This is a genomic window from Spirulina major PCC 6313, from assembly GCF_001890765.1.
Classification (GTDB): domain Bacteria; phylum Cyanobacteriota; class Cyanobacteriia; order Cyanobacteriales; family Spirulinaceae; genus Spirulina; species Spirulina major.
The window spans coordinates 277,760-301,493 of record NZ_KV878783.1 but is presented as its reverse complement, the minus strand read 5'-3'; the positions used below and the strand labels follow the sequence as shown (position 1 = coordinate 301,493).

The window sequence follows — 23,734 nt, the reverse complement described above, 5'->3', positions numbered from 1 at the left end:
ACTAAGGACGACCAGAATTATTGATTAATCACCCCTTCGGCATTGACCTCAACAGACGTACTGGGGAAAAAGCTACGGCGGGTAATGGTATCTACCCATTCACCCGGATTGTTGCGATTTTGAATCCGAGCGTAGGCATTCCCCCGCAAAAAGAGCTTAACAATCCCTTCTTCAGCATTAATACAGCTATAAAAACTATAGGTTTGGAAGTCGGTGGGCGGGGAAGTAGGGGCAGGGTTTGGCGCAGGGTTTTGAGATCCGTAGTAGGGGGATTGTATCCAGCCTTCTTGGGGAATTTGGGGGTTTGTCACCGGTGCAGGGCAAGCGGTGCGGGGGAGGGCGTTGTTATCTGCGATCGTAGTTTGGTCGATGTAGTCTACCAAGACTTGCACCGTACTACTAGCATCGAATGCTTCAGCATTAATTTGATTATTGTTATCTTTGTTGCCCGATCGCCACTGATTCATACTGAGGCGAATACTCTCATCTAGTCCCAAATCAAACGGCACAAACCCCGGATCTCGTTTATTTCCGTCTTTCACGCTGTTGGGATCGACATCTTCAAGATACACATTATCAACATTCTTCACCCCATCGGACAGTTCAAAGCGACCGATGCGGGCGGTGTTAGACCAGACTTTATCTTCCCCATTGTTGAGAATCAAATAGTACACCACCAGGGAATAGACAAAGGTGTCATCACAATAGGCTTCGCGGACTGCATCGCTGGCTGTACTACAGTTGACATTTCTGCTTCGGCGGGTTTGGGGGTCAAGGGAGGGAACGGCTTCGTGGACGGGGCGGCGCGTCCAGAAGGCGAGGACGGGTTGGCATAAATTGGCATCAGTGCAGCCGGGAGCGGGTTTGACGGGGGGGATTTGGTCGCGGATGCCGGAGTTGGCGGCGGTGGCGTTGTTGTTGGTGGTGAGGGCGATCGCATCATAGACATAGATGGCGCGTTCCAGGTCGCGGGCGATAAAGTCCGCCGCCGCCTGTAATTCCTGCTCAGAAGTGGACTTGGCTTGTTCTCTGCGATCGGTGTCGATCAGGTTCACCGCCAAGCTCATCAGCGGAATCATGATCAACACCGCAATAATCATCGCCACGAGCAGTTCAATCAGGGTGAACCCTGCGGTTTTGCGCTGCTTGAGCCGAGCAATGAGCAAGAATTTCAGCAATCGAGCCATGGTTCTCCTGATGGATTAATTACAACTGCCAGACGCGGTACGGTTGATCCGTTTACAAAAGTCTTCATAACGAGTGCCACCCGACCCATCAATCCCCATTTCAGTGGTCATTTCCACCACGGGTAAATTGCGGCTCCCTAGACCTCCGGTGACGATGCTGGCTTGGTTCCGCCCGCCACTGGTGCTGGTATTATCTGAGCTTTTCTTGAGAGTCACATCCGATTGAAAACCGTTGGCCCGATAAACACGAATTCCCAGTTGATAGCCCGCTTCGGCTCGTTGGTCGGCGGTGGGGGTGGTGGCGCTGCCGAGGGGGGCTTGTTTACCGAAGGCTTGGATGATCAGATCGTTGCTACTGGTGCTGGTGCAGCGTCCATCGTTATCTTGGTCGATACAGTAGAGACTGAATTCGGTGGTGGGTGCGGGGGCGGTGCAGTAGGCATTGCTAGTGCAGGCGAGGGCCGCACTGGCGGGGACGTTGACATCTTTGAGTTTGAGGGCAACGGTGTCGCCGGCTCCGGCTTCGGTGATCGGGGGAGGTGCGATCGTGCCGCTTTGCACGCCGCTAATGTAGCCCCGTGCCGATTGAATCCCCACCTCGATCCGGCGGGACTGGAGCCGGGTGGAGGCGGAGAAGGCAATGATCGGCCCAATGCCCACCAAAACAATGGCAATCACAATCACAGCGAGGAGGGATTCAATGATGGTGAATCCAGATTCGGTGTTGGTTGGTTTGGGTTGGGTGAGCATGATTAGGGCTAGGGTAAGGGGTGGTTGCTATCGCAGAAATTGTTAGGGATTTGATCTCCATTGATGGCACGTCGTTGAGTTCTGATGAATTTTGGAGAGTTGGGATCAGAGGAGTCGTAATTGGGATTTGGTTTGATCTGTTCTGCACAGAGGAGGGTGCGAATCCAATCGTCGTTCCGGCTGACTTCGCGGAAGTATTCGTTGGGTTCGTCGGTGGGCGGCAGGGAGAATTGTTGGGAGAACAGATCCGGCAGTTGGGAGAGCATCCCCACATCAAACCCCCATTGCCGGCCAGAGGGTTCATAGTATTGGAACCGACCACTTCCGGTACGATACTTTTGCCGGAATCCATAGGCTGTGGCATTGTTCGTGTCAAAATTCCAGCCAGACAGGTGGAAAAATGGAGCGGTAGCATAAGCACTACGCTGAAGTTGGATCAAGGAACCTCTGATTTCGGTGGCTTGAATATTCTGTTCACCGCCGGGTGACCAGTTCTCTAGTAAGCGTGGAATATTACCAATTCCACCAGCCCCTTCACCATCACGGATGGGGCTATCACCTGCCGCCAACACCATATTGAAGTGAATATTGTTGTTATAGTCAGCAACCTGCGGAAGCCAAGCCGTTGAACTATAGGGTTGTCCACCGTTACTATCATCATCTGGTTTACGAGGATCTGCCGGATTATTATTTCCATTAGATACAGAATTCAGTTGAGGGACTGGCAGCACAGAGGGTTGATCATTAGCTCCTTCATCGTTATAATTCGCAGCTCGAAGATCATAGGCACTGGAGTAAAATTTGTCACCATTGTAGGCATTTATATCTGGTCTTAATCCTAGTGGAAGATTGTTTGCCTTTGCATCACCATTATTGATTGTAAAGTTAGCATCATCTTTTCCAGGAAAATACCATAGGGTATTGTTTGCCTTTTTGAGGTTTGATTTGGCAGCCCCAAATGACTGACAGGAATGGCTATCTGTAGAATCACCATTGTATAAGAAGGTCGCGGTCACTGAATCATAGGTGTAGCAAGTGACAGAGTCATTGGCTTTATTAGAGTCATTGGCTTTAACTGCAATAGGGATAGGTCGCTGATTATTACTGTTTTGACTAACAAACAAACTTCCGATGGGGGGAGCCCAGTATTCTTTTTCGGTAGATGGTGCTGGTTTAGTCCATGATTTAGTTCGTAACCCTGTCACATCTTTGAGATATGGATAGTGAAACTCATATTTTGTGCCAGAAAGTGTTGTTGCTACAGGATCACCATTGATGCTTTTAGAGCCTCGCAAAAAGGCAACGCGGCGTGGGAAATACTGCCAATTTTTACCGGGTGGGCGTGCTGTTGTGCCTGCATGTTCATTTGGCGAAGCAGCAATTAAAGTTTCAACCTTAGAATCAATGATGTCTGAAGCCCGAACATTTGGTGAGAAATACCAATCTTCTGGCTTACATTGAGACACTGGCAACTTTAAGCAAGTCTCCATTACATATTCGTAACGGTCATTAACACGACGTTGTACCGGACTCACAAAGTTATTGAAATACGTGCTGTTGAGAACATCATTCCTATTGATTGTGCTATCTGCTCGTGAATAATATTCATCCTTACGATTTTGACCAGCAGTAACAAAGACATCACCTGATTGTTCACTCGACAAACCATTCACAGCGAAGCTAGCATCTGTTGGAAACCCATTATTACTCCGAAGTTGACCAATATGTTTGTAGGTATTTGGAATTAAACTCGTGTACTCCTCATTACGCATCGCGCCATTCGCTGGCAGCAGCGCCTGCGACGTTTCAGGATAGAGTTTGGCCGTATTAATCAAGGTGTCAACACCTTCATCCGCTTTATAAATTCGAGGGTTCCGGAAGAAGTTATCACTTTGGTTATTACGGATGTCATAATCACCCTCATTTCGGAAACCGAAACGGAACTGGTCTGATAGTAATGTTGCGGCATCACTCAAGATATTCGCCGGTCGCCACTTATCGCCCTCAGTACATTTCGGCAAGCGGTCATCTCCTTTACGGCAAGCAAACTGTTTATTAAAGTCATTTTCAGTTCGACCGCGTGTGTAGAAGTTCCCCCAATCCGTAGCCAGTTTTGTAGTGAACTCCTCATGGTCATGAATATTAAACCCAGGTAAGGCACCATCATTTAGCCCGCTATTAGCCGATTCTGCTTTGATATAGACTGGCAAATTACTGACTAGAGTTAAACCCTTTTCTGTCTCTTGGAAATTATTACCATTTTCCCGGTTGAGCCGCCGAGCATTGACAATCATGATGGCATTAGGACGGCGCGTTGGATCAAGCCAATAGTCCGTTGCACTGACCTTGTCAACTGGCTTTTGCATGAAAGGTTCGTTATCCAGCAAAGCCTTAGCAGGATCTGTACCTGCTGGTGTTCCAGGACGATTGCTCGCATCGGCTAAACCATCATTCCGCGTTGCATAAACGATGCCACTGACAGGAAACATGTATTCAGGGCTCGGCAAAACATCACCTGTTGCTGTCGGGAGTAGAGGTTGTTGACGGAGTTTATAAAAATCAATCACCGTGGAACGAATTTCCATCGGCAGGCGATGTTCTAGTTCAAGGTCATATTGAGAGGTGCGAGGATTTGTGCCATTCACCTCAGATTGACCCTTATCAGAGGGTTGGACATTGTAGCGATCATTGTAAGGATTACCATCTTTTTGTTGTTTTGGCTTTTCAGTGCTCTTGATCTGCCGACCATCTAAGAATGCGACTTCTTGAATGGTTCCATGAGCTAAGTTAAAACCATCAGGGAGGTTTGTTCTGATGTCATCGGTTGGATTTGCAAGAATTTTGAAACCGCACCGTGCGGCATCCAGCGCACTCTGTTCTGCAATGGTTTTCGTTCCTGTGTTGCTCAGAGCCTTCTTGAGCATTGGGTTAACAGGACGACCATTGGGATAAACCAAATTTGCCTGATATTTCATTTCGTCTTCATATCCGGACGGCAGGGGTGGGCCGTACACAATTCCATTATTAGAAAAGCCATCACCAGATAAGGCGGCGTTGTTGGCAACTTCACCACTTACCTTCTCTAAACCGCTGCGATTTCGCGCCGTTTTCCAATCAGTGGGATCGTAAAAACTACTCACACAGGCGATCGGTTTTTTGCCATCTTGATAACGATAGTGATAGACCGCACTAGCTCGCATTTTCAAGTAGGGACGTTTGGGTGTATCTGCTCCCGTGGCTAATTCATCATCGATATAGATCGGAGCACCAGTAGAACTGTATCGCTCGACAACTTTATTGCGGTAGGGGTGAGTGTCAAGGTAAGACAGTCCGGATTTTGGATCAGGGGGTTGAGGCATCCAGTCCGGCCAAACAATATACTCGTAATTCCCTGATGCTGGGTTGTCTGCTGCACCAAGATTCGCAGGGAGATAAATACCTGCTCCGGTCACGATGCGTAAACCACCAACTGCTTCGTTTTTCTTCTCAGGTACTTTCTGCGCCATCAATTCCCAGAAACCATCACGGCCTGTGACTCCCACATCATCGAGACGACGGGCGCGGGTGAGGCGATAACGATTTCCTTCACTGGCAGCTTGGCCACCACCAGGTTTATACCAATATTGAGCAGATCCAGGATTAATGGGTGGAAATTCATCAGTGGGATCGAGTTGGAGCGTGTTTTCCGACTCGTCTCCTGCAAAAGCAGACCCATCCCACCAAATAGCAGGAAGATTATTCCCAACAAGGATACGATCGCCCAGAAAAGCTTCATTTTCAACGGTATCCGGATTAGCTTGATGAAGTTGATCTGATTTAAGTTGAAGTTTAGTGTTTCCGTCGGCAGGCAGAATCCATGCCTTGGACGGACGCATATTGTCAGTTCTTGTGTCTTCCAGCCCAATGTTGGCGATTGCGGTACTTCGCGAAGAATTGAAAGGCACCTCAATCGCGGGAACCTTACGAGTTCGATTTCGGAACCAGATTTCTAGTTCTTCAGACCGAATACGATCAATCTCGTCAGCATTACCCTTGAATTCTGGATTGTCGTCAAGACGTTCATTGATCCGATTCGTAACTGCTGGGGGATCAACAGGCTCATTCTTAGCTAAATCAACCAGAGCAGAAATTCGGTCTTCATATGCTTTTGTGTTGTAAGCAAGTTTGTTCGAGCCGTTGTTTACAGAACGATTGGTTGTGTTGATTTTGCCTGTTGCCAGAGTTTCGTTGCCAATACCACTGAATAGATGAACATCGACATCTCGATCTGCATTGGCATTATCTTGAATGCGCCCCATCCCAACATTACCTTGAACAATTATTTTGCCGTTTTCTTCCTCATAAAAGCAGGAATGGGGACTACTAACTTGGTAGAATTCCAACTTAATGGGTGCAGACCCACCCCGTTCCGATGCGACAAAATTACTATTCGTCAGAATCCGACCACTGATGCGGAAATCTGTCCCGGCGGTGAAGTCTAAATCATCCTCCGTTACGATCGCATTATTCCCCAAGGGAATCCGCGCCCGATCCTGTTGGTATTCCAAGGCCGTAAACCCCGGATTGCCTTTGAAATTCTCATAATTGCCGATGGAATTGTAGGGCGCAGCACTATACCCCGCCAACAACCCCGCTTCATTGACATTGCTAATCGGCACGGTCGCCACATAGGTGAAAAACGCCTTTTTCAAGACCCCATCTTGCTCGTACCAGCCATCCGTTTCCACCAAACTTGCACTGGTTCCCGACGCATCCGGACAAGCAGGGTTACTTTCCGTCGCATTTAACACTTGGGGCCGCGTCCGGGCTTCAAAGGGCACACGGGCGCGATCGTCCGTGGATTGGTAATAAACGCCATAGAGGGTAAAACTGTCAAATTTCCCGTTATTGTCCGTATCCACCGGAAAACGCCACGCTGTTTTAACAGCCTCTTCTGTTGGGTTAACTCCACCCCCATCAGCATCAAAAGCCACCTGAAGCCGTACCTCATCTTCAAGAGTATATTTGTCGCGCTCAAACACCCCGGATAGGGCAGAATCGGAGGGTGTACCCCGTGGCAAACTGGGGTCAGCGAAAAGGTTTTCTACCTTCGCTTTCGCCCGGTCGATCGCAGGCGCAGCGGCATTCATCACCACTTGGCTGACCCGGAAATTACTGGCGTTTTTGGCCCGATCCATTGATCGCAGGACAAGGGTTGCACTGGTTAAAACGACCACCAAGGTCACCATTGTGACCGTCGGCAAGACAAACCCGGCGGTTGTGCCGCGTTCTTGGCCCGTCATCTGGCGCAGGAGAGTTTGTAGCGATCGCACCCCGCGCTGGGGAAGACGGATCAACTCCTGCCAGAGAATTTTTAGACTTTTGAGGAGTCGTTTTAACATAGCAACGTTCCTGAGTAACGTTCGTAAAGAATGGGAACCCCCCGATCAACGTGATGATCACGGTCGATGCACAGGGAGGAAACCGAGTTGGAGTAAGACTACACCGCCGATCCGGATGATTCCAGAGCAACTCGTGAATCTTTTTTTGTGCTGATGGATTAATCGGTTGAGGGGGGCGGTACGGATCACACAGTGCGATCGCACTGTTCCACGCTGTCCCTCAACCAGGAGCACCATCCCTTGGTTAGCATACCCAGCTTCCCCCCGAAATCGATCAAGACCCAACGCAGAGGCCAGACTCCCAGCCCCGAACAAATCCACAGACGATCGGAAGTGATACAATACGGGCAGTTTTAAGATTCACTTAATTATTGACGGAGAAAGTACACCATGGATTTTGATTGGCGGCTCGTGATTGTACTTGGCCCCCTTCTCCTCGCCGCAGGCTGGGCAGGGTTCAACATTTTTGCGGCGGCACTCGGTCAAGTGCAAGGCTTTCTCAGCAAACGCTAAGGCGTAAAGGCATCAAAACTGGGGAGTTTTCCCTCACCCAACCCTCTCCCGTGGGAGAGGGCTTTTTTGAGCGATTTTTGGGGAGATGAGCCGGATTTAGAGCGTTTTCCAGGCGGATAAATCGCGGTCGAGGAAGGTTTCGAGGTGGGTGATGTCGTCGCGGTAGAGGTCGATCAGGTGGGCGCGGACGGGGGCGGGGAGTTTAGCGGTTTGGATGTTGGCTTGGACGAGGGTTTCACGGAGTTTTTGGCGTTTTTCGGACGAAATGAAGGGTTTGAGGGTGGTGGCGATCGCCCTGCGGATGGGATTATCACGGGTGGCGAGGGCATGGAGCCAGGGGCGTTTGGGGATGCCGCCGGGTCGGCCGTGGTAGTTGCGTTGGGGCGATCGCGGTTCGATGCCGAGATAGTCGCAAAGGGTTTTAAAAAAATGGTCTTTGTCGGCGATCAGGTCTTCAAAGAAAAAGATCCGCAGTTGTTCCGGGGGGAAGTGGGCTAATACGGCTTGGATCTGCGCGAAATAAAACCCCCGCTGGACAAATTGCGAGGTGCGATCGCTCAATTCCTCCGCCACCGGTCGCATATCCCCCACATTCCGCAGCCGCATACTGTAGGAGGAAAACGCCCGATTCGCCGGGTCGCGCAGGATCATAAACAGTTTCACCTGGGGGCAATGGTGTTTGATGATCGCGGCGGCTTCGGGATAGGCGTAGTAGTTGGTGGAGAGTTCGACGGTGATTTGGCCGGGGGTGCGGTGGGCGAACTGTTGGGCGTAGGCTTCGGGGGTGGCGATCGCGCCCCACGGCTTGTGTTTTTCTCGCTCGGCGGGGGGTAAGAAATAATAAAGTTCTTTGGCGTGACTGAGGCAAACGCCGGGATGGTCGCGGAGGTATTCGTGGAGGGAGGTTGACCCGACTTTGGCGGCTCCGAGCATCAGAACATCGGGGAGGGAGGGCGCAACGGGGGAAGACATGGCGGGAGCGATTGAGGAGCTATTCTTTTATTTTAAACTCTCACTCCGAAAAATTAGCCGCGATCGCCCTCCCCTTGGTAGGCCCAGTAGATCGCGGCGAGGATGTGGTGATCTGTGAGGGGGGGCGGGGGCGGGGTGGTGAGGTGGAGGAGGTGTTTGGCTTGGCGGGCGAGGGCTTGGCTTTTGCTGTGGCGGGCGCGGGGGCTAAGGTGGGGCGATCGCAGCAGGTAGCTGCGGATGGTGGCGAACTGTTCCGGGGTGAGGTGGTCGAGATCGGCTTGGGTGCGCAGTTCGGCGGCGTAGGCTTGGACGGGGGGCGATGGCGGGGGGATGGTGGCGGTGCTGAGGGGGGCATTTTGGACGACCAGCGTACCGGCGAGCCAATCACCGAGGCGTTTTTCCTGCTGGCCGAAAAGAATCAAGACCATGCCCAGGAAAAACAGGTCATCAATGGGGCGGAGGAGCGATCGCAGGGTGGCTTGGGGTAACCGAGCCGGGCGGCCATTGTCCCGAATCACCCGAATTTTCACCCAGCGTTTGCCCGGTGTTTGCCCCTGCCACCCCACCTCAAAGCCGATGAAATAGCCCATGTACAGCCCAAACCCGATCACCATCCCCAGCGCGATGACCCAAAGGCGCAGGGTGTCTTCATCCCAGGGCAGTACCGCTGCGATCGCGGTGAGTCGCTCCAAACTCACCGCCCAAAAGGTCAAGAACCCCAAAAGCATCGCGCCCCAAATCAGATAGTCAATCAGCAGTGCATAGATGCGGTTGCCAATGCCCGCGAGGGTAAAGGTGAGTTCAACGCTTTCGGGGGTGCGGAGGGTGATCCGATTGAGGAGAGTCATGGGGGTAAAGAGGGCGATCGCGTTAAAGGGACAGGTCAATCCCCTCGCGACGGATTTTCAGATCATAATAAACAACGGCTTTTAACACTTGCCAAAATGGAATCAAGAGGATGTTGGCGATCGCCCCAATGCCCCCACTACTGGCCACCACCACCACGGTAAACACCGGATTCATCGGGTCTACCCAAACCATCAGAATCCCTTGTAACACAATGCTCAACACCTGGACAACACTCAAGATCGGGATGGTGACCACCGTTGCCAAAAGTAATACCATCATCACCCGGAAGGTGTTGCCCTGGGTGAGTTGCCAACTGGTGCCGAGGGTGCGGGTGGCACTGCTCTCGGTTTCCGCCATGATGGGCACATCGTAAATGAACAACCGCGCTCCGATCCAAAAAAATAAGCTCAGGATAGCCAACAAAAACAGCCCCGTCACCCCCAGAATCGTCAAGCCAATGAGGACGGCGGTTTCTGGTTCGATGGTGGTGGTTGTGGCAAGGTTGATCAGGGAAACACCGAAGAGGGCAGCAATGAGCACCCCACCCAACAGGAAAATGAAACTCAGACCCACATAGGCCACGAAAAACAGTAAGCCTAACAAGAAGGTGGCCCCGATTAACCCCCAGAGGCGCGATCGCGCCCAACGATAGGCCGTCGGTACGGTTTCCTCGCGTTCCTGTAAGGCTTCAACCGCGAGGCGGGTAATCGCCCCGACGGCAATCAGCGATCGCCCCCAACAATAGACCGCCCCACCCATCCAAAACGGAATAGCCCCAAACCACAGTTCCGGGGCATCGGTTGCCAGGGCTGCCATCACCCCAAACGCCCCAATCACCAACGGAATCAAAATCCAGACGCTGGACTGAAACGACAACGAAAGATAGGGCCGCCAATGGGTGCGATAGAGCGTCACCGTGGCATTGATCACATTACCAATGCTCAAGGGCCCCGCTGTGGATTTGTGTAGATTGGGCATGACCCTGACCAAAAACGATACAACAATGGGGTATTGGGCAATCTTAACCGACCGCTATGAAACTTAAGGAAATAATCCGGTAATTCCGCAATGCGAGCATCTTCGCTAGAGGTTTAGAGCCTTTGTCAATGACCGGATTAAATAGTTAACCGCCATGAGCCGTCGGTTAAGATTGCGGCTCCTCCCTTCCCTCTCGTTTATGGATCTCAAACGCTGGATTGCACGCCGTGAAGCCAATTGGCAACGCCTTGAACACCTCCTCCACCGCAGCCAGAAGCAGGGCATCGCGACCCTGACGGCGGCGGAACTGCGGGAACTGGCGAGCCTCTATCGTTCGGTGTCGGGAGACTTGGCCCGGGCCCAGACCTACGCCGCCGGACCGCGCCTCACCGAACAGTTGCAACACCTCACCACCCAAGGCTACGCCCTGATCTACCAGGGCAACCGGCAGCAAGAATGGGGGGCGGTGTGGGATTTTGTGCGCTGGGGGTTTCCGGCGACGCTTCAGCGCAATCGCGGTACGGTGGCGATCGCAGCGGGTTTGTTTCTCCTCGGTGGGGTGGTTGGCTGGTGGTTTGCCTGGCGTGATCCGGGGTTTGTGGCGTTGATGTTGCCGCCCTGGTTGATTGAACAGGTGCGCGATCGCGGCGAACTCTGGATGGGGTCGATCATTCTCGGCAGCGAACCCGTGCAATCCGCCAACATTATGATCAACAATTTGCGGGTTTCCTTCACCGTCGCCGCTGGGGGGATCGCGGGGGGTGTGCTGACGGTGTATATTTTGGTGATCAATGGCATTCTCCTGGGGACTGCCGCCACCCTCGTCGCTCAACAGGGCTTAGCGATGCCGTTTTGGGCCTTTGTGCTCCCCCATGGAGCCTTAGAACTGCCGGCCATTTTCGTTGCGGGGGCGGCGGGGCTGTTGTTGGGGCGGGCGTTGCTCTGGCCGGGGGCCTATGGGCGGCGGGATGCGTTGCAATATTACGGGGGCGAAGCGGCGCGGCTGCTGTTTGGGGGGGTGGTGTTGTTGATCGGGGCGGGGGTGATTGAGGCGTTTTTCTCACCGCAACCGCTGATTCCGGATCTGTTTAAATATCTGTTGGGGACGGGCTTGTTGACGGGGTTGATCGCCTATGGGCAGCGGCAACGACCGGGTTAAGCCACTGCTTATCCACAACGTCTAATGTTGACCTCGCCTGCGTCTAATCTCCCTCTCCGTCAAGACAGCGAGCGAGAAGCTCGCACGACATAAAATGCCAGGAAGGTAGTGTGAGCCTCTGGCTCACGCATACCCCCTCCACATTTATCACGCATACCCCCTCCACATTCATCACTTGGGTTATGTATGGGCAGTAGCCGGGTTAAGGGAGGCGATCGCAAAACCACCGCTCCGCCCGTTCGGCATCCATTGGACGGGAAAACCAATAGCCCTGCCCCAACTCACACCCCAACGCCAAGACGGTATCGCGCTGGGCTTCGGTTTCAATCCCTTCGGACACCACATCCGTGCCGATATTATGGGCCAGGTCAATAATTGTTTGGGCGATCACCACTTTCGCATCATCGGTATCAATGTCATTAACAAAGGAGCGGTCTACTTTAATTGTGCTGATCGGTAATGTGTGGAGGCGACTCAAGGAGGAATAGCCTGTTCCAAAGTCATCAATACAAAGACCCACGCCCAGATCGCGCATCTGTTGGAAAATGGCACAGTCTACGGTGGTCATGGCAAGAAAGCCGGTTTCAGTGATTTCTAGTTTTAGCTGAGTGGGAGGCAGGTGGAAACGGTCAAGAAGGTGTTGAATGCGATCGACCAGATCGCTATATTTCAACTGCACAGGCGAGACATTGACCGTGAGAACGAGGTCGGCCATGGCTGGGATCTGCGATCGCCACTGGGCCAACTGGCGGCAGGATTGTTCTAGCACCCAGAGGCCAATGCTTTGAATTTCTCCCGTTTCCTCCGCCACCGGAATAAATTCATCGGGGGCAATCCACCCCCGTTCACCATGACACCACCGCAGCAGCACTTCAAAGCCGTAGACCCGATGGGTTTTCAGATCCATGATCGGCTGATAGTGGAGTCGGAGTTCTTGAAGCTCAAGGGCGCGTTTGATATCGTGCTCTAGGTTCAACCGGGTGAGGGCGAGGGGGAACATCGACGGTTCAAAACAGGCATAGCTGTTGCCCCCTTGGCCTTTGGCCCGGTACATGGCAAGGTCGGCATCCCGCAGGAGTTGGTCGGGGCGTTCGTAGGTGGCGGTATCGCTAAAGACAATGCCGATGCTGGCACAGACGGAAAACGTGCGTTGGTCAAGGCAGATCGGGCATTGCATCTGCTGCACAAGATGGGTGGCGATCGCTTTCACCGCCTCCGGGTCGAGGTTTTCTAGTAAAACGGCAAATTCATCCCCCCCAAAGCGGGCCAACTTAGCCGGTGCGGTGAGGGAGTCGCGCAGGCGTTGGGCGACCGCTTTGAGGAGGTGATCCCCGACAATATGCCCCAGACCATCGTTAATAATTTTGAAGCGATCGAGGTCAATGAACAACACCGCATAGGGGTAGGCTGCCTCGGTGGGGGCGACGGCGATCGCCTGCTGAAGCTGCTCCGTAAACCAAGTGCGATTATGCAGTTGGGTTAACGGGTCATGGTAGGCGTTGTAGTGGAGTTCTGCTTCCGCGTGGCGACGGGCGGTGATGTCCTCCACTGTGCCTTCAAAATAGAGCAGATTGCCGTTATTGTCGTACACAGCCCGTTGGGTTTCGGCAATCCAAATCACGGTGCGATCGCGCCGATAGACCTGGGATTCTTCATGGTAGATCATCCCATCGGTCTGGGTTTTTTGGATTAACTCCCAGCGACGGGAAGGGTTCACGTACAGTTGACGGCCAATATTCGTTAAATTGCGAATCAAATCCACCGGCGATTTATAGCCATAGAGCCGGGCTAAAAACGGATTGGCATCCAGATAGCGTCCTTCTAGGGTGGTTTGAAAAATGCCCTGGTTAATATTTTCAAAAATACTGCGGTACTTCATTTCACTATGGCGCAGCGCCGATTCCACCGATTGGCGATGGAGTTCGCTGCGATAGGTCATGATGAACCGCCCCAAATCCCGCGCCATCAGTTCGAGAATCTCCTGCTCATGATCCATAAACGGCCACTGACGCGGGACAGGACTGGCAAAGCTCAAGATTCCATAGATCCCCGTTTCAATTTGGATGGGGGTGCTAATGCAAGTCGCGATGGGAAGATGCGGGGCCAAGGGGTGGATCGCTGCGGTTTCAGCGGTTGTACTAATTTGAGTCCGGCGCTCAAAGATCACGACTTGTTCATAGGTGCGGCTGAGGGGTAACAAGCCATCTACTGCCACGCTCAAGCTGGGCCGCTCGGTCTGAAAAGAGTCAAGGTGACAGTGGCCGCCTTGAATTTGCAGAATCATGCCCACGGGCAAATTTAACAGTTGACACCCGGCCGTCAGGTAAGCCTGACAGAGTTCGGCAAAGCGGTTATAGGAGTGGGTGCTGAGGCGGTGGAGTTCTTTGAGGTTGCGGCTAAATTGGGTGAGCATTTGGGAGGTTTCGCGGGCCCGGGCTTCGCTTTCGCGGAGGGCTTGGGCGGCCCGGGCGCGATCGCTATAATCCACATCCAAGCAATACAGTTCCAACTCTCCCATTAAATTGGGAATTAACACCGCACTGGCATAGACCGTCAGGGTTGCACCGGTTTTGGTGCGCAGTTGCACTTCTTGACTGCGGGGAACCGTGGGGTTTTGGAAGCTGTCGTCCATAAACGCCATCAACACCTCTCGTTGATCGGGCAAGGCTAAGAGGTCTTCGATCCGCTGTCCTAGGGCTTCGGCGGCGCTGTAGCCGTAGAGTTTTTCGCTGGCACGATTCCAAAAAATGACGCGGCGATCGCGGCTATACCCCTGCACCGCAATCGAGGGCACTTCCTCAAACAAATGCCGAAACCGCTGCTCGCTCTGGCGTAACGCCTGCTCTGACTGTTGTTGCTGAAATTTGGCCCGTTGGCGTTCGAGGGCAATCCCCGCCAGGTGGGTCGCTTCCCACAACAATTGCCGCTCGGCAACGGTGGGATGGCGAGGCGTGGCGGCATAAAAACAAAACGTCCCTAACAAGTCCCCCGTCGCCGTCAAGATTGGCATCGACCAGGCAGCCTGCAAGTCATACTTGAGGGCAAGTTTGCGACTGTTTGCCCAGGCGGGATGGGTGGCAAGATCCGCCACAATCACCGGCTCACGACGATGGGCTGCCGTACCACAAGACCCCTGATTTTCCGCCACCGGCAACCCGTTGATGGCTGCTGAATAGGCCGGCGAGAGACTTGGCGCAACCCCGTTCTGCAAGGTATGGCTCGCCGGATCGTAGATTAAGATGGCCCCCCGGAGGTCAGACAATTGACTTTCAATCACCAGAATTAAATCGGTGAGAATTTTGGTGAGGGGGACATCCGTCACAATCGCTTGGAGGATTTTTTTTTGTCCCATCAAGAGGGCCTCATGGCGCTTCTGCTCGGTAATGTTTTGAATCGTCCCTGCCATGCCCAAAATCTGTTCGCCATCCCGCAAACTTGCGCCCTGGGCCAAAATCCACAGATAATGCCCTTCCTCGTGACGCATCCGGAGCTCAATTTGATACAGTCCACCGGTTTGCAAATACTCTTGCACCACTCGCTGATGGCGATCGGCATCAGCGGGATGGACTAATGCCTGCACCACATCAAAGGAAAGCTCCATTTCCTCATCAAGACCCAGCAACCGATAGAATGACGTTGACCACAGGACATGATCCTGACGTAGATCCCATTCCCAAAACCCGTCCGTTGTGGCTTGGATCATAAAGGTGAGCTTGGCGTTGAGGTTTTGTTGCGTTGTGGTTTGCTGGTGATGCTCGGTGCGGTCTCTTTCGCGGATGAGTGCGAGGGGATAGGCCGGGTCTTGACCGGGAATGATGGTCAAATCCAGGGCAATCCAGCGGGATTCTGCTGGCAGAGTTTGTTCAAATTCTATGGAGTAGGGGGTGCTGGTCTGGAGGTGGGCGAGGAGATCGTGAAGAATTGACGTATGGGCATAGTCATCGGGCAGAGACTGGGGATCGGGATGCCGTTGGGCAGCGATCGCATTTTGCCAGAGAAATTCACCGTTTAAATAATATAGCCGCAGGCTATCGGGGCTATGGTCAAGGATAGACAAGGCTTGATTCGCTACAATCCCTAGGGGAACGGGGATCGCCGCCACCCCTTCCACTAACCATCCTGACCCCAATGCTGAGGGCAACGGTGAGGCTTGGAGGGTGAGTGCCACCGGCCCTTGGCTGGGGAGGTCGAGGGATTGAGTCACCACCCATGGCGGTTGGGCGGGTGAGGCAAGCCACTGACGGACGAGGGCTTCATGGCAGGGGGTGAGGTATTGGGTCAATGCATCGAGCGGTTCGATGCCAATCAGGGCAAAACAGGCAGAATTGGCCCAGCGAATCCGTGCTGTTTCAGGATCAACAATCCACAGGGGCGATCGCAGGCAATCCCAAGCCGTTAACTCAATGAATGATCCCTGGTCTGTATTCACGTTTGACATTAAGAGTGATTTTGACACTCCCCGCGCTGAAGCGACGGGGATTCTGGGTTCATCGACCGGACTTAACTCAGCAGGATTGCTCCAACTCAGCCAGAGGCCCAATCTCCCCAAGCGTATAACTTCCCGTGTGCCCCACGGTAGTGAGTCCAAGGCGCAGGATGTTGATGGCAGCATTCACATCTCGGTCAGCCTCATCGCCGCAATGCGGACAGCGATGGGTTCTGACTGAGAGTGCCTTATGTACCCGCTTGCCGCAGCTTGAGCAATCCTGGCTTGTATAGTGGGGAGGAACGGCCACCGTTACCTTCCCATATTTCCTGCCAAAATACTCCAACCAACAGCGAAACGTTGACCATCCCGCATCACTAATCGACTTAGCCAGATGCCGATTGCGAACCAACCCTTTTATATTCAAGTCCTCATAGGCCACCAAATCGTTAGATTGGATGACGCAGTAGGCGATGCTCTTCGCCCACTCATTACGTTGCCTACTTACCCTTAAATGCTTCCGGGCGTACCGGTTCCTGGCCTTGTGATAGTTCCTCGACTGTGGTTTTGCCCCCTTACGGTACTTTCTGGACTTCTGCCGATTGGCTCTGTTTAACCGCTTTTCGGCCTGGCGATAGAACTGCGGCGTTTCCACCACAGTGCCATCGCTGGCAGCGATGAAATAGCGCAAACCGAGGTCGAGGCCAACAGCTTTTTGACTTGGCTCACTCTGCACCTGAACATTAACCTGGATGCAGAACTGAACATAGTAGCCATCAGCACGACGAACGAGGCGAACTCGCTTAATCAGGGATTCGTCATAGCGTGCCAGATCGTAGGTGCCGATCAACCGCAATTCCCCAATCCCGAAGCCATCGGTGAATTTGATGCGCTTCGGCCCCAGTAGTTTCCAGCCAGAGGTTTTGTACTCCACCGAGCGGGAATGCTTCTTGAACTTGGGAAATCCTACGGGCTTAATACCCTTTTTGCAGTTGTCGTAGAAGCGACTGATGGAACTCCAGGCTCGTTCTGCTGCTGCTTGACGGGACATAGAGTTGAGTTTCTTAGCAAAGGGAAACTCCTCAGCTAACGCTTTGCAGAGCTTACTAAGGTCGTATTTGCCGACTTTTTGGCTATCCATCCAATAGCGCAACGCCTTATTACGGACAAACTGAGATGTCCGGATAGCGTCGTCTATAGCGGTAGCCTGGTCAGGCTTTACCCGTGCTTTGAACTCAAGTACAATCATTTCCTTGTGCTAGCGTATCTGGCGTAAGAATGCGGCTAAAGCCGCCGTTGCTTTTCATCCCTGGGCTAAAGCCACAGGGCTTTCAAGCTATCGTCTATTCCGGTAAAACCGTGGAGCATAGGCGGCGGTTTTCAGTGATTGAATCGGACAAACAAGCCAACCCAGACCACTAGCTGGCCGGAGTATAGGATCAACCTCTACCCCAGTTTAACCGTCTAAAGATCTGGGTTGTTCCCTAAGGATAGTGAAAATCCCATCGGGTATAATCTCCCAGTAACTATCAAGCTGTCCCAGAATTTATCTCGGCTGGATCTCTATTTTAGATCACGATCTTCTAGGGTTTTGTGAAATTCTGGAGGGTTTGTCCATAGGCGGAACCGGCGACCCAGATCAAATCATTGTGCCCGGCTCCTGGTACCCAAAAGAATTGTTTGGGATCAGGGGCGGCAGCCCAAAGTTGTTGACCATGATCGAGGGGAATGGTCTGATCCGCTGTGCCATGGATCACTAAAACGGGACAATTCACCGCTGCGAGTTTGGCGATCGTGTTAAATTTTTCAAAGGGAAAAATAGGGATAGGAATGACGGTACGAAACGCAGTGGTGAAGGTGCTTTCGAGGATGAGACCGGCCACGGGAACGCGAGTCGCCAGATCGGCCGCGGGGCCGCCGCCCACGGAACGACCGAGGAGGAGGATGCGATCGCCCTCAATGTTGCGTTCTTGGGTGAGGTAGTCGTAGGCGGCGGTGATATCAACATAGGTATTGGCCTCTGAGGGTCTGCCGTCGCTCGTTCCATAGCCGCGATAGTCGTAGGCCAAAACGTTAAACCCCGCCGCCACGAGTGTCTGAAGAATGGGGTCAATATCACCGAGATCTTCGGCGTTACCGTGGGAATAGAGCAGGGTATAGGTGGCGTTGGGGTTGGGATAAAAGACGGCGCTGATGGTTTCCTGGGGCGAGACGGGCAGTTTTAAAATCTGGGCATCATCTCGATAGCTCGCAGGGCCGGGGACGAAGATCATCGCATCGGCTCGGAAAAAAACGTAGAGGGCAACGATCGCATAGATCAGCACCAGCGATCGCCCCAAACGCTTCCACGACCATTCCCCAATCAACACCCGTCGCCATTGTTGTCGATCCATCGACGCTATCTCCTTCCATGCCAAAACCCATGACCCGTTCAGCAACGACGCTCACCAATTCAACCCTGATGATGAATGATCCGGGCTAATCCTTCGGATCGCACTCGATACAATTAGTATTGTCCTCTATCCCCATCAGCTTGTAGGGTACTATCCTTAAAAATATAGTTGCATTCTTTTCATTCACTCTTCGGTACTGTCATGACTTCTCATGTATCGCACAGTTCAGGGTCAGACCTGTCAGTTATTTCAGGCGATCGCATTGAGTTAGTAGAAAAACTATTGTCCATTGGCAGTGCCCTATCGGTCGCGCAGGATCTCGAAGAACTCTTAGCCTTCATTCTCACCAAAAGCCGCGAGATCACCTGTAGTGATGCGGGGAGCGTCTTTCTTGTTGAACGAATGGATGATGACAGCACCTGCCTGCTGTTTAAAGTCGCTCAAAATGATTCCATTCCCCATGTGCCGCTGCGGGAGTTTGCGATTCCGATTACCCCCCACAGTTTGGCGGGCTATGTGGCCCTCACCGGACGCACGTTAAATATTCCCGATGCCCAAACGATTCCGCCTGGCTTGCCCTACACCCTCGATCGCAACTTCGACCAAGATTTTGACTATCGCACCTGTTCGGTGTTGGTGCTGCCGATGCAAGACAATACCGGCGAGACCATTGGGGTGCTGCAACTCATTAACCGCAAAATTGATGCCACGATTAAGCTCACGCCGGACAACACCCTCCATGTGACACAGTCCTATTCCGTGTGGGAAGAGCGGATTGTGCGATCGCTCGCCTCCCAAGCCGCCATTTCCATCGAGCGCAACACCCTCCAAAACAATATCGAGCATCTATTTGAGGGGTTCGTGAAAGCCTCAGTACAGGTGATTGAATCCCGTGATCCCACCACTTCAGGCCATTCCGAACGGGTCGCCGATCTCACCGTTGCCCTCGCCCACACGATCACCGATGTGAACACAGGCCCGCTCCGTCATCTCCAGTTTGATCACCGCCAGATCCAGGAAATTCGCTACGCCTCGTTACTCCATGACTTCGGGAAAGTGGGCGTACCCGAAGCGATTCTCAATAAACGGAAAAAGCTCTATCCGGAACAACTGGCAGTGATCCAGCAACGCTTTGCGGTGGCCCAGCGCACCCTACAACTCGAATGCGCCGAGGCGAAATATGCCTACCTCGTTAACCATGCCAGCCATCAGCATCTAGAGGGTCAAACCTGCTCCCATTGTGACTACCTCCAGGGGTTGGATCAGCAACTGGAACGGGCGATCGCAACACTACACCAATACCAAGCTCTGTTGTGGGAACTCAATGAACCCGAAGCCCTTTCCAACAAACGCTTTGAAGCCCTAGCCGATGATGTGTTAGCCGACCTCACCGCCCTGGCCGAATACAAGTACCGCGACGTGAACGGTGAACTACAACCCCTCCTCACCCCCCAGGAAATTGAGCAGTTAATGCTGCCCACGGGCAATCTCACCCACAGGGAATGGCAGGTCATTCAGGCCCATGTCACCTATTCCTACGAATTCCTCAAGCAAATTCCCTGGACGAAACAATTAAAAGCCGTGCCGATCATTGCCTACGGTCACCATGAAAAACTCGACGGCAGCGGCTACCCCCAAGGACTCAAAGGTGATCAAATCCCCATTCAAACCCAGATGATGACGATCGCTGATATTTACGATGCCCTCACCGCTGCGGATCGCCCCTATAAACGTCCCCTGCCTTTACACATCGTTGTGAACGTCTTAGGGGAAGAGGCCGATAAAGGCCGTCTGAATTTTGACTTAGTCCAGATCTTTTTACAAAAACAGGTGTATCGGGTGCTTGGCCATGGGGTCAGTAACCCATCTGATGCGGCGTAGCACCATGATCATTCAAGACTGGTATCGCTCCCTGTGGGCGACAGAACAGCAGCGCACCTTGATGCAGTTGTTGGTATTGTCAGTGACGACGACAGCCCTGAGCATTATGGGGTTGGTGGTGGGGAGTGCGTTGTTTTTAACGACCGTGGGGACGACGGGTCTACCCTTGGCTTATGTGGTGATGGGGGGGGTGTCGATGCCGATCTATTTGGGGTTGGCGCGAATTGTGGATCAGGTGCATCGACCGCGCTTATTTCGGCGGATCGTGCTGGTGGCGATCGCGTTCACGGTGCTGCTGCGGTTGGGGTTGGGGCTGTATCCTCCCGTGACCTACTACCTCCTCTATGTGGGCCTCTATATCCAATGGATTTTGATGTTGGAGGTGATGTTACCGAGTTTGGTGACGGACTATTTTACGAGTTTGGATTGGAATCGCTATGGGGCGGCGTTGCGGATGGCGATGGCGGTGGGGGGCCTATTGGGTGGGGGTTTGGCGACGGGGCTAGCCCGTTGGCTGAGTACCCCTAATTTGCTTTGGGTGTTGCCGGTGTTGGCGGGAGTACTGTGGGGCCAGTTGTGGGGGGTGGAGCGATCGCTCACGCCCCTGACCGCTTCAACCCCGGAGGATGAGGCTGCTCCCCCCTCACTGCCGTTAACCTGGGCCACCTTACCCAGTTATCCCATCGTGTTTTTTCTGGCGGCTAGTACGTTTTTGTTTATCCTCCTCTACTGCATTGGGGAATATATTTACTTCGCGGTCTATATGCAGACCTTTGGCGATCGCGAACAACTCACCCAATTCCTCGGCACGCTCCGGATGGTGAACAATATCATCCCCTTCGTGGTGCTCTATTGCCTGACGCGGCCCCTGTTGCGCTGGTTCGGGGTGGGAATGATGAATCTGGTCTATCCGCTAGCCACGCTGATCGCCTTTACCGGCTTAGGCACAGCTCTCTCGCTCCCCTGGGCCGTGTGGGCTAACCTCACCAATGATGGTTTAGATGACAGTCTCAATCAACCGATCCATTCTTTGAATTACAATGCTGTGCCCTACGGGTGGGTGGGGCAAGTGCGGGCGATGAGCAATGGGTTGGCCTATGCGATGGGGTTGGCGGCGGCGGGTCTGGTGTTGGCGGCGGCCCAGCGGGGCCTGAGCTTAACCCAAATTGCCTATGTTGGCATGGGGTTGAGTGGGGTGTTTGTGGGGGTGCGCTACGGGATGGGGCGGAGTTATGTGCGATCGCTGCTGCGGATGTTGCAAACGGGAACGGTGCAATGGGAACAGGTGCGCGACGGGTTGGCACGACTTTCGACCCAGTACAACAGCCAAGTGGATACCCTGCTGCGCAGCGAGGATCGTCAATCCCAAATCTTGGGCTTGAGTCTCGCCACTCAGTTGAAAAACCCTCAAAACTGTTTCCCGGATATTGAACCCCTCCTCACCACGGATGATCCTGTCTTGCAGCGGCATTTGATCCGGTTTTTGGCGCGGAACCCTCACCCCACCTTGACCCATTATCTCCAGTGCCATCTCGACCGTGAGCAGCCTCAGGTGCGATCGCTCAGTCTCGAAGCCCTGATCACCCGACGAACTCCCCTCTCCACCCTCCAACTTCAGCGCCTCCTCGCCGACCATGACGACCCCATCACCCAAGGCCTCACCTGTATCGCCGCTCAACTCTTCCACCCCGCCGATCCTTCCCTTCAGCACCATTGCTCCCAAATTTGGACGACGCTGTCATTAACCTCCGAGGATCGATTACAGATGATTCGGGCCATTCGGGGTGCACGGGATCATCGCCTCATTCCGATGGTGCAGCATCTGTTGCAAGATGGGTCGGTGGAGGTGGTGCGGTCTGGGTTGGAAACCTTGGCCCTCTTGGCCCGGCCGGGGGAAACGGCCTTGGTGAAGTTGGTGGAGCGAGAACTCACCACCTTTGACCCCTTGGTGCGGGCGATCGCGCTGCAATTGGTGGGCGTGTTGCAAAATCCGCGCTTGCTCTTGGATGTGGCGGTGGGGCTAGAAAGTCCCTATCTATCGGTGCGGCTCTGGGCGGCGCAGGCGTTGGGGAACTATGGCAACAAAAGCCTGCGGGTGAGCAAGGTGTATCTCGCGTCACGACGGTTTGAGGTGGTGGAAGCTGCGATCGCCGCCATCGGTCGGATTAATACTCGCCAAGCCACCGACACCCTCTATCATTTGCTCCGCCCCGATTACCAACGCGCCGTCCAAATCGAACAATGGCTAATACAACTGCCCAGCGATTCCCCCCCGTGGCAGATCGTGCGGGCGATTCTCCTCGATGCCCAGCAGCGCATTATCAATCGTGTCTTTGCTGTTCTTCGGGCGGTGGATCGCAACCATCTTCTGCCGCAACTGGAGCAGGCTCTGCACACCCGCGATCGCCGCCGTCGGGCCAATGCGATCGAAACCCTCGCCGCTAGCTCGTTGCGCCGCTTCATCGTCCCGATCATCCATCTCCTCGAAACCGATGACCCCATTGCTCCCCAACCCGCCGCCAACCTGCTCACCAAACGCTCCATCCTCGTACAAGAACTCCTCGCTGCGGATGATCCTTGGCTGCGCCTTAGTGGTCTTCTGCTCCTTTCCCACGGCGGCGACCCGGTTCCCCTCCCCCTCTGTAGTGACCCTCACCCCCTCGTCCAACGCCTCGCGGAGTCCCTCCACAGTGGCCAACAGACTCGCATTCCGGAGCACGATTGGTTCCTCAAGCAACTTTTGTTTTTAAAAACCCAGTCGTGGTTAGGTCGCTTGACCTTAGACGAACTCGAAACCGTGAATGTGGGGTTTAATCAGCACGATTTTCAGGCGGGCGAGGTGATCTGCTCACCGGGCGATCGCCTCCAAAAGTTCTATCTGATCTACGACGGTGATGTGTTGCTCAAAGAACACGCCTGTATTCTGACCCAGGGGGAAGGGTTTGGCGCGATCGGACTGTGGGAAGATGCCAGGGTGCAATTTAGGGCGATCGCCCAAACCGACTGTAGCCTCCTCTCCCTCTCCCGCAAACGCTTTAATCGCCTCGTCGATCGATGCCCTCGCCTCTTAGGCTACATGGCCAGCCTCACCGACATCACCGATTTTGCTGGATGCAGTTTTGACGGTGAGAAATAGCGAAGGGTGCGATCGGGAGAAAACCAGAGGCTCTGTCGTGCAAGCTTCTAGCTCGCTGCCGCCCAACTTGCTGCTGTCCCTTTAAATGGGTGGGTTACGGCGGATTGTG

Annotated in this window: 13 protein-coding genes; 4 read left to right on the top strand and 9 right to left on the bottom strand. The window is 53.5% G+C overall.

The features are described 5' to 3' along the window. Positions 1–17 precede the first annotated feature (17 nt). The 3 genes from hpsC to hpsA are packed head-to-tail and all read right to left on the bottom strand — an operon-like array spanning position 18 to position 7,318. Positions 18–1,187 (bottom strand): hormogonium polysaccharide secretion pseudopilin HpsC, encoded by a 1,170-nt coding sequence (gene hpsC, locus SPI6313_RS01505; RefSeq protein WP_072619403.1) that lies wholly within the window; start codon positions 1,185–1,187, stop codon positions 18–20. A 15-nt stretch (positions 1,188–1,202) separates the two neighbouring features. Next, a complete protein-coding gene (gene hpsB / locus SPI6313_RS01500; protein WP_072619402.1) occupies positions 1,203–1,937 on the bottom strand; it encodes a hormogonium polysaccharide secretion pseudopilin HpsB in 735 nt (244 codons plus the stop codon). Positions 1,938–1,945: 8 nt separating this feature from the next. After that, the gene (gene hpsA / locus SPI6313_RS01495; protein ID WP_072619401.1) at positions 1,946–7,318 is read right to left on the bottom strand and encodes a hormogonium polysaccharide biosynthesis protein HpsA; all 5,373 of its coding nucleotides are present in this window, start codon (positions 7,316–7,318) and stop codon (positions 1,946–1,948) included. Between the two features lie 390 nt (positions 7,319–7,708). Here hpsA and SPI6313_RS01490 point away from each other — a divergent pair, with 390 nt between their 5' ends. After that, positions 7,709–7,831, top strand: coding sequence for a photosystem II protein Y (locus SPI6313_RS01490; protein ID WP_072619400.1), 123 nt, complete (start codon positions 7,709–7,711; stop codon positions 7,829–7,831). Positions 7,832–7,927: 96 nt separating this feature from the next. Here the strand turns inward: SPI6313_RS01490 and SPI6313_RS01485 are convergent, their stop codons facing one another. The 3 genes from SPI6313_RS01485 to SPI6313_RS01475 are packed head-to-tail and all read right to left on the bottom strand — an operon-like array spanning position 7,928 to position 10,630. After that, the gene (locus SPI6313_RS01485; protein ID WP_072619399.1) at positions 7,928–8,803 is read right to left on the bottom strand and encodes a sulfotransferase family protein; all 876 of its coding nucleotides are present in this window, start codon (positions 8,801–8,803) and stop codon (positions 7,928–7,930) included. A 53-nt stretch (positions 8,804–8,856) separates the two neighbouring features. After that, entirely contained in the window at positions 8,857–9,651 is a 795-nt protein-coding gene (locus SPI6313_RS01480) for an RDD family protein (protein WP_072622945.1), read from the bottom strand. A 22-nt stretch (positions 9,652–9,673) separates the two neighbouring features. Further along, positions 9,674–10,630: a hypothetical protein gene (locus tag SPI6313_RS01475; protein ID WP_072619398.1), complete on the bottom strand. Its 957-nt coding sequence runs from the start codon at positions 10,628–10,630 to the stop codon at positions 9,674–9,676. Between the two features lie 154 nt (positions 10,631–10,784). Between SPI6313_RS01475 and SPI6313_RS01470 the strand changes: the two genes are divergently transcribed. Continuing rightward, complete coding sequence (locus tag SPI6313_RS01470; RefSeq protein WP_217650463.1) at positions 10,785–11,789, top strand: stage II sporulation protein M; 1,005 nt, start codon at positions 10,785–10,787, stop codon at positions 11,787–11,789. Positions 11,790–11,991: 202 nt separating this feature from the next. Here SPI6313_RS01470 and SPI6313_RS01465 read toward each other — a convergent pair whose 3' ends face one another. From SPI6313_RS01465 to SPI6313_RS01455, 3 genes are all read right to left on the bottom strand, one after another. Continuing rightward, entirely contained in the window at positions 11,992–16,218 is a 4,227-nt protein-coding gene (locus tag SPI6313_RS01465; protein ID WP_175551035.1) for a sensor domain-containing phosphodiesterase, read from the bottom strand. A gap of 76 nt (positions 16,219–16,294) precedes the next feature. Beyond that, entirely contained in the window at positions 16,295–17,464 is a 1,170-nt protein-coding gene (locus tag SPI6313_RS01460) for an RNA-guided endonuclease InsQ/TnpB family protein (protein WP_084668838.1), read from the bottom strand. A gap of 334 nt (positions 17,465–17,798) precedes the next feature. Continuing rightward, positions 17,799–18,608, bottom strand: a complete 810-nt coding sequence (locus tag SPI6313_RS01455) for an alpha/beta hydrolase (protein WP_072619395.1) — start codon at positions 18,606–18,608, stop codon at positions 17,799–17,801. A 201-nt stretch (positions 18,609–18,809) separates the two neighbouring features. Here SPI6313_RS01455 and SPI6313_RS01450 point away from each other — a divergent pair, with 201 nt between their 5' ends. Then, positions 18,810–20,489 carry an HD family phosphohydrolase gene (locus SPI6313_RS01450; RefSeq protein WP_072619394.1) on the top strand — a complete coding sequence of 560 codons (1,680 nt, stop codon included), beginning with the start codon at positions 18,810–18,812 and terminating at the stop codon, positions 20,487–20,489. Between the two features lie 4 nt (positions 20,490–20,493). Next, positions 20,494–23,625 (top strand): cyclic nucleotide-binding domain-containing protein, encoded by a 3,132-nt coding sequence (locus SPI6313_RS01445; RefSeq protein ID WP_175551034.1) that lies wholly within the window; start codon positions 20,494–20,496, stop codon positions 23,623–23,625. The last annotated feature ends 109 nt before the right edge of the window (positions 23,626–23,734 follow it).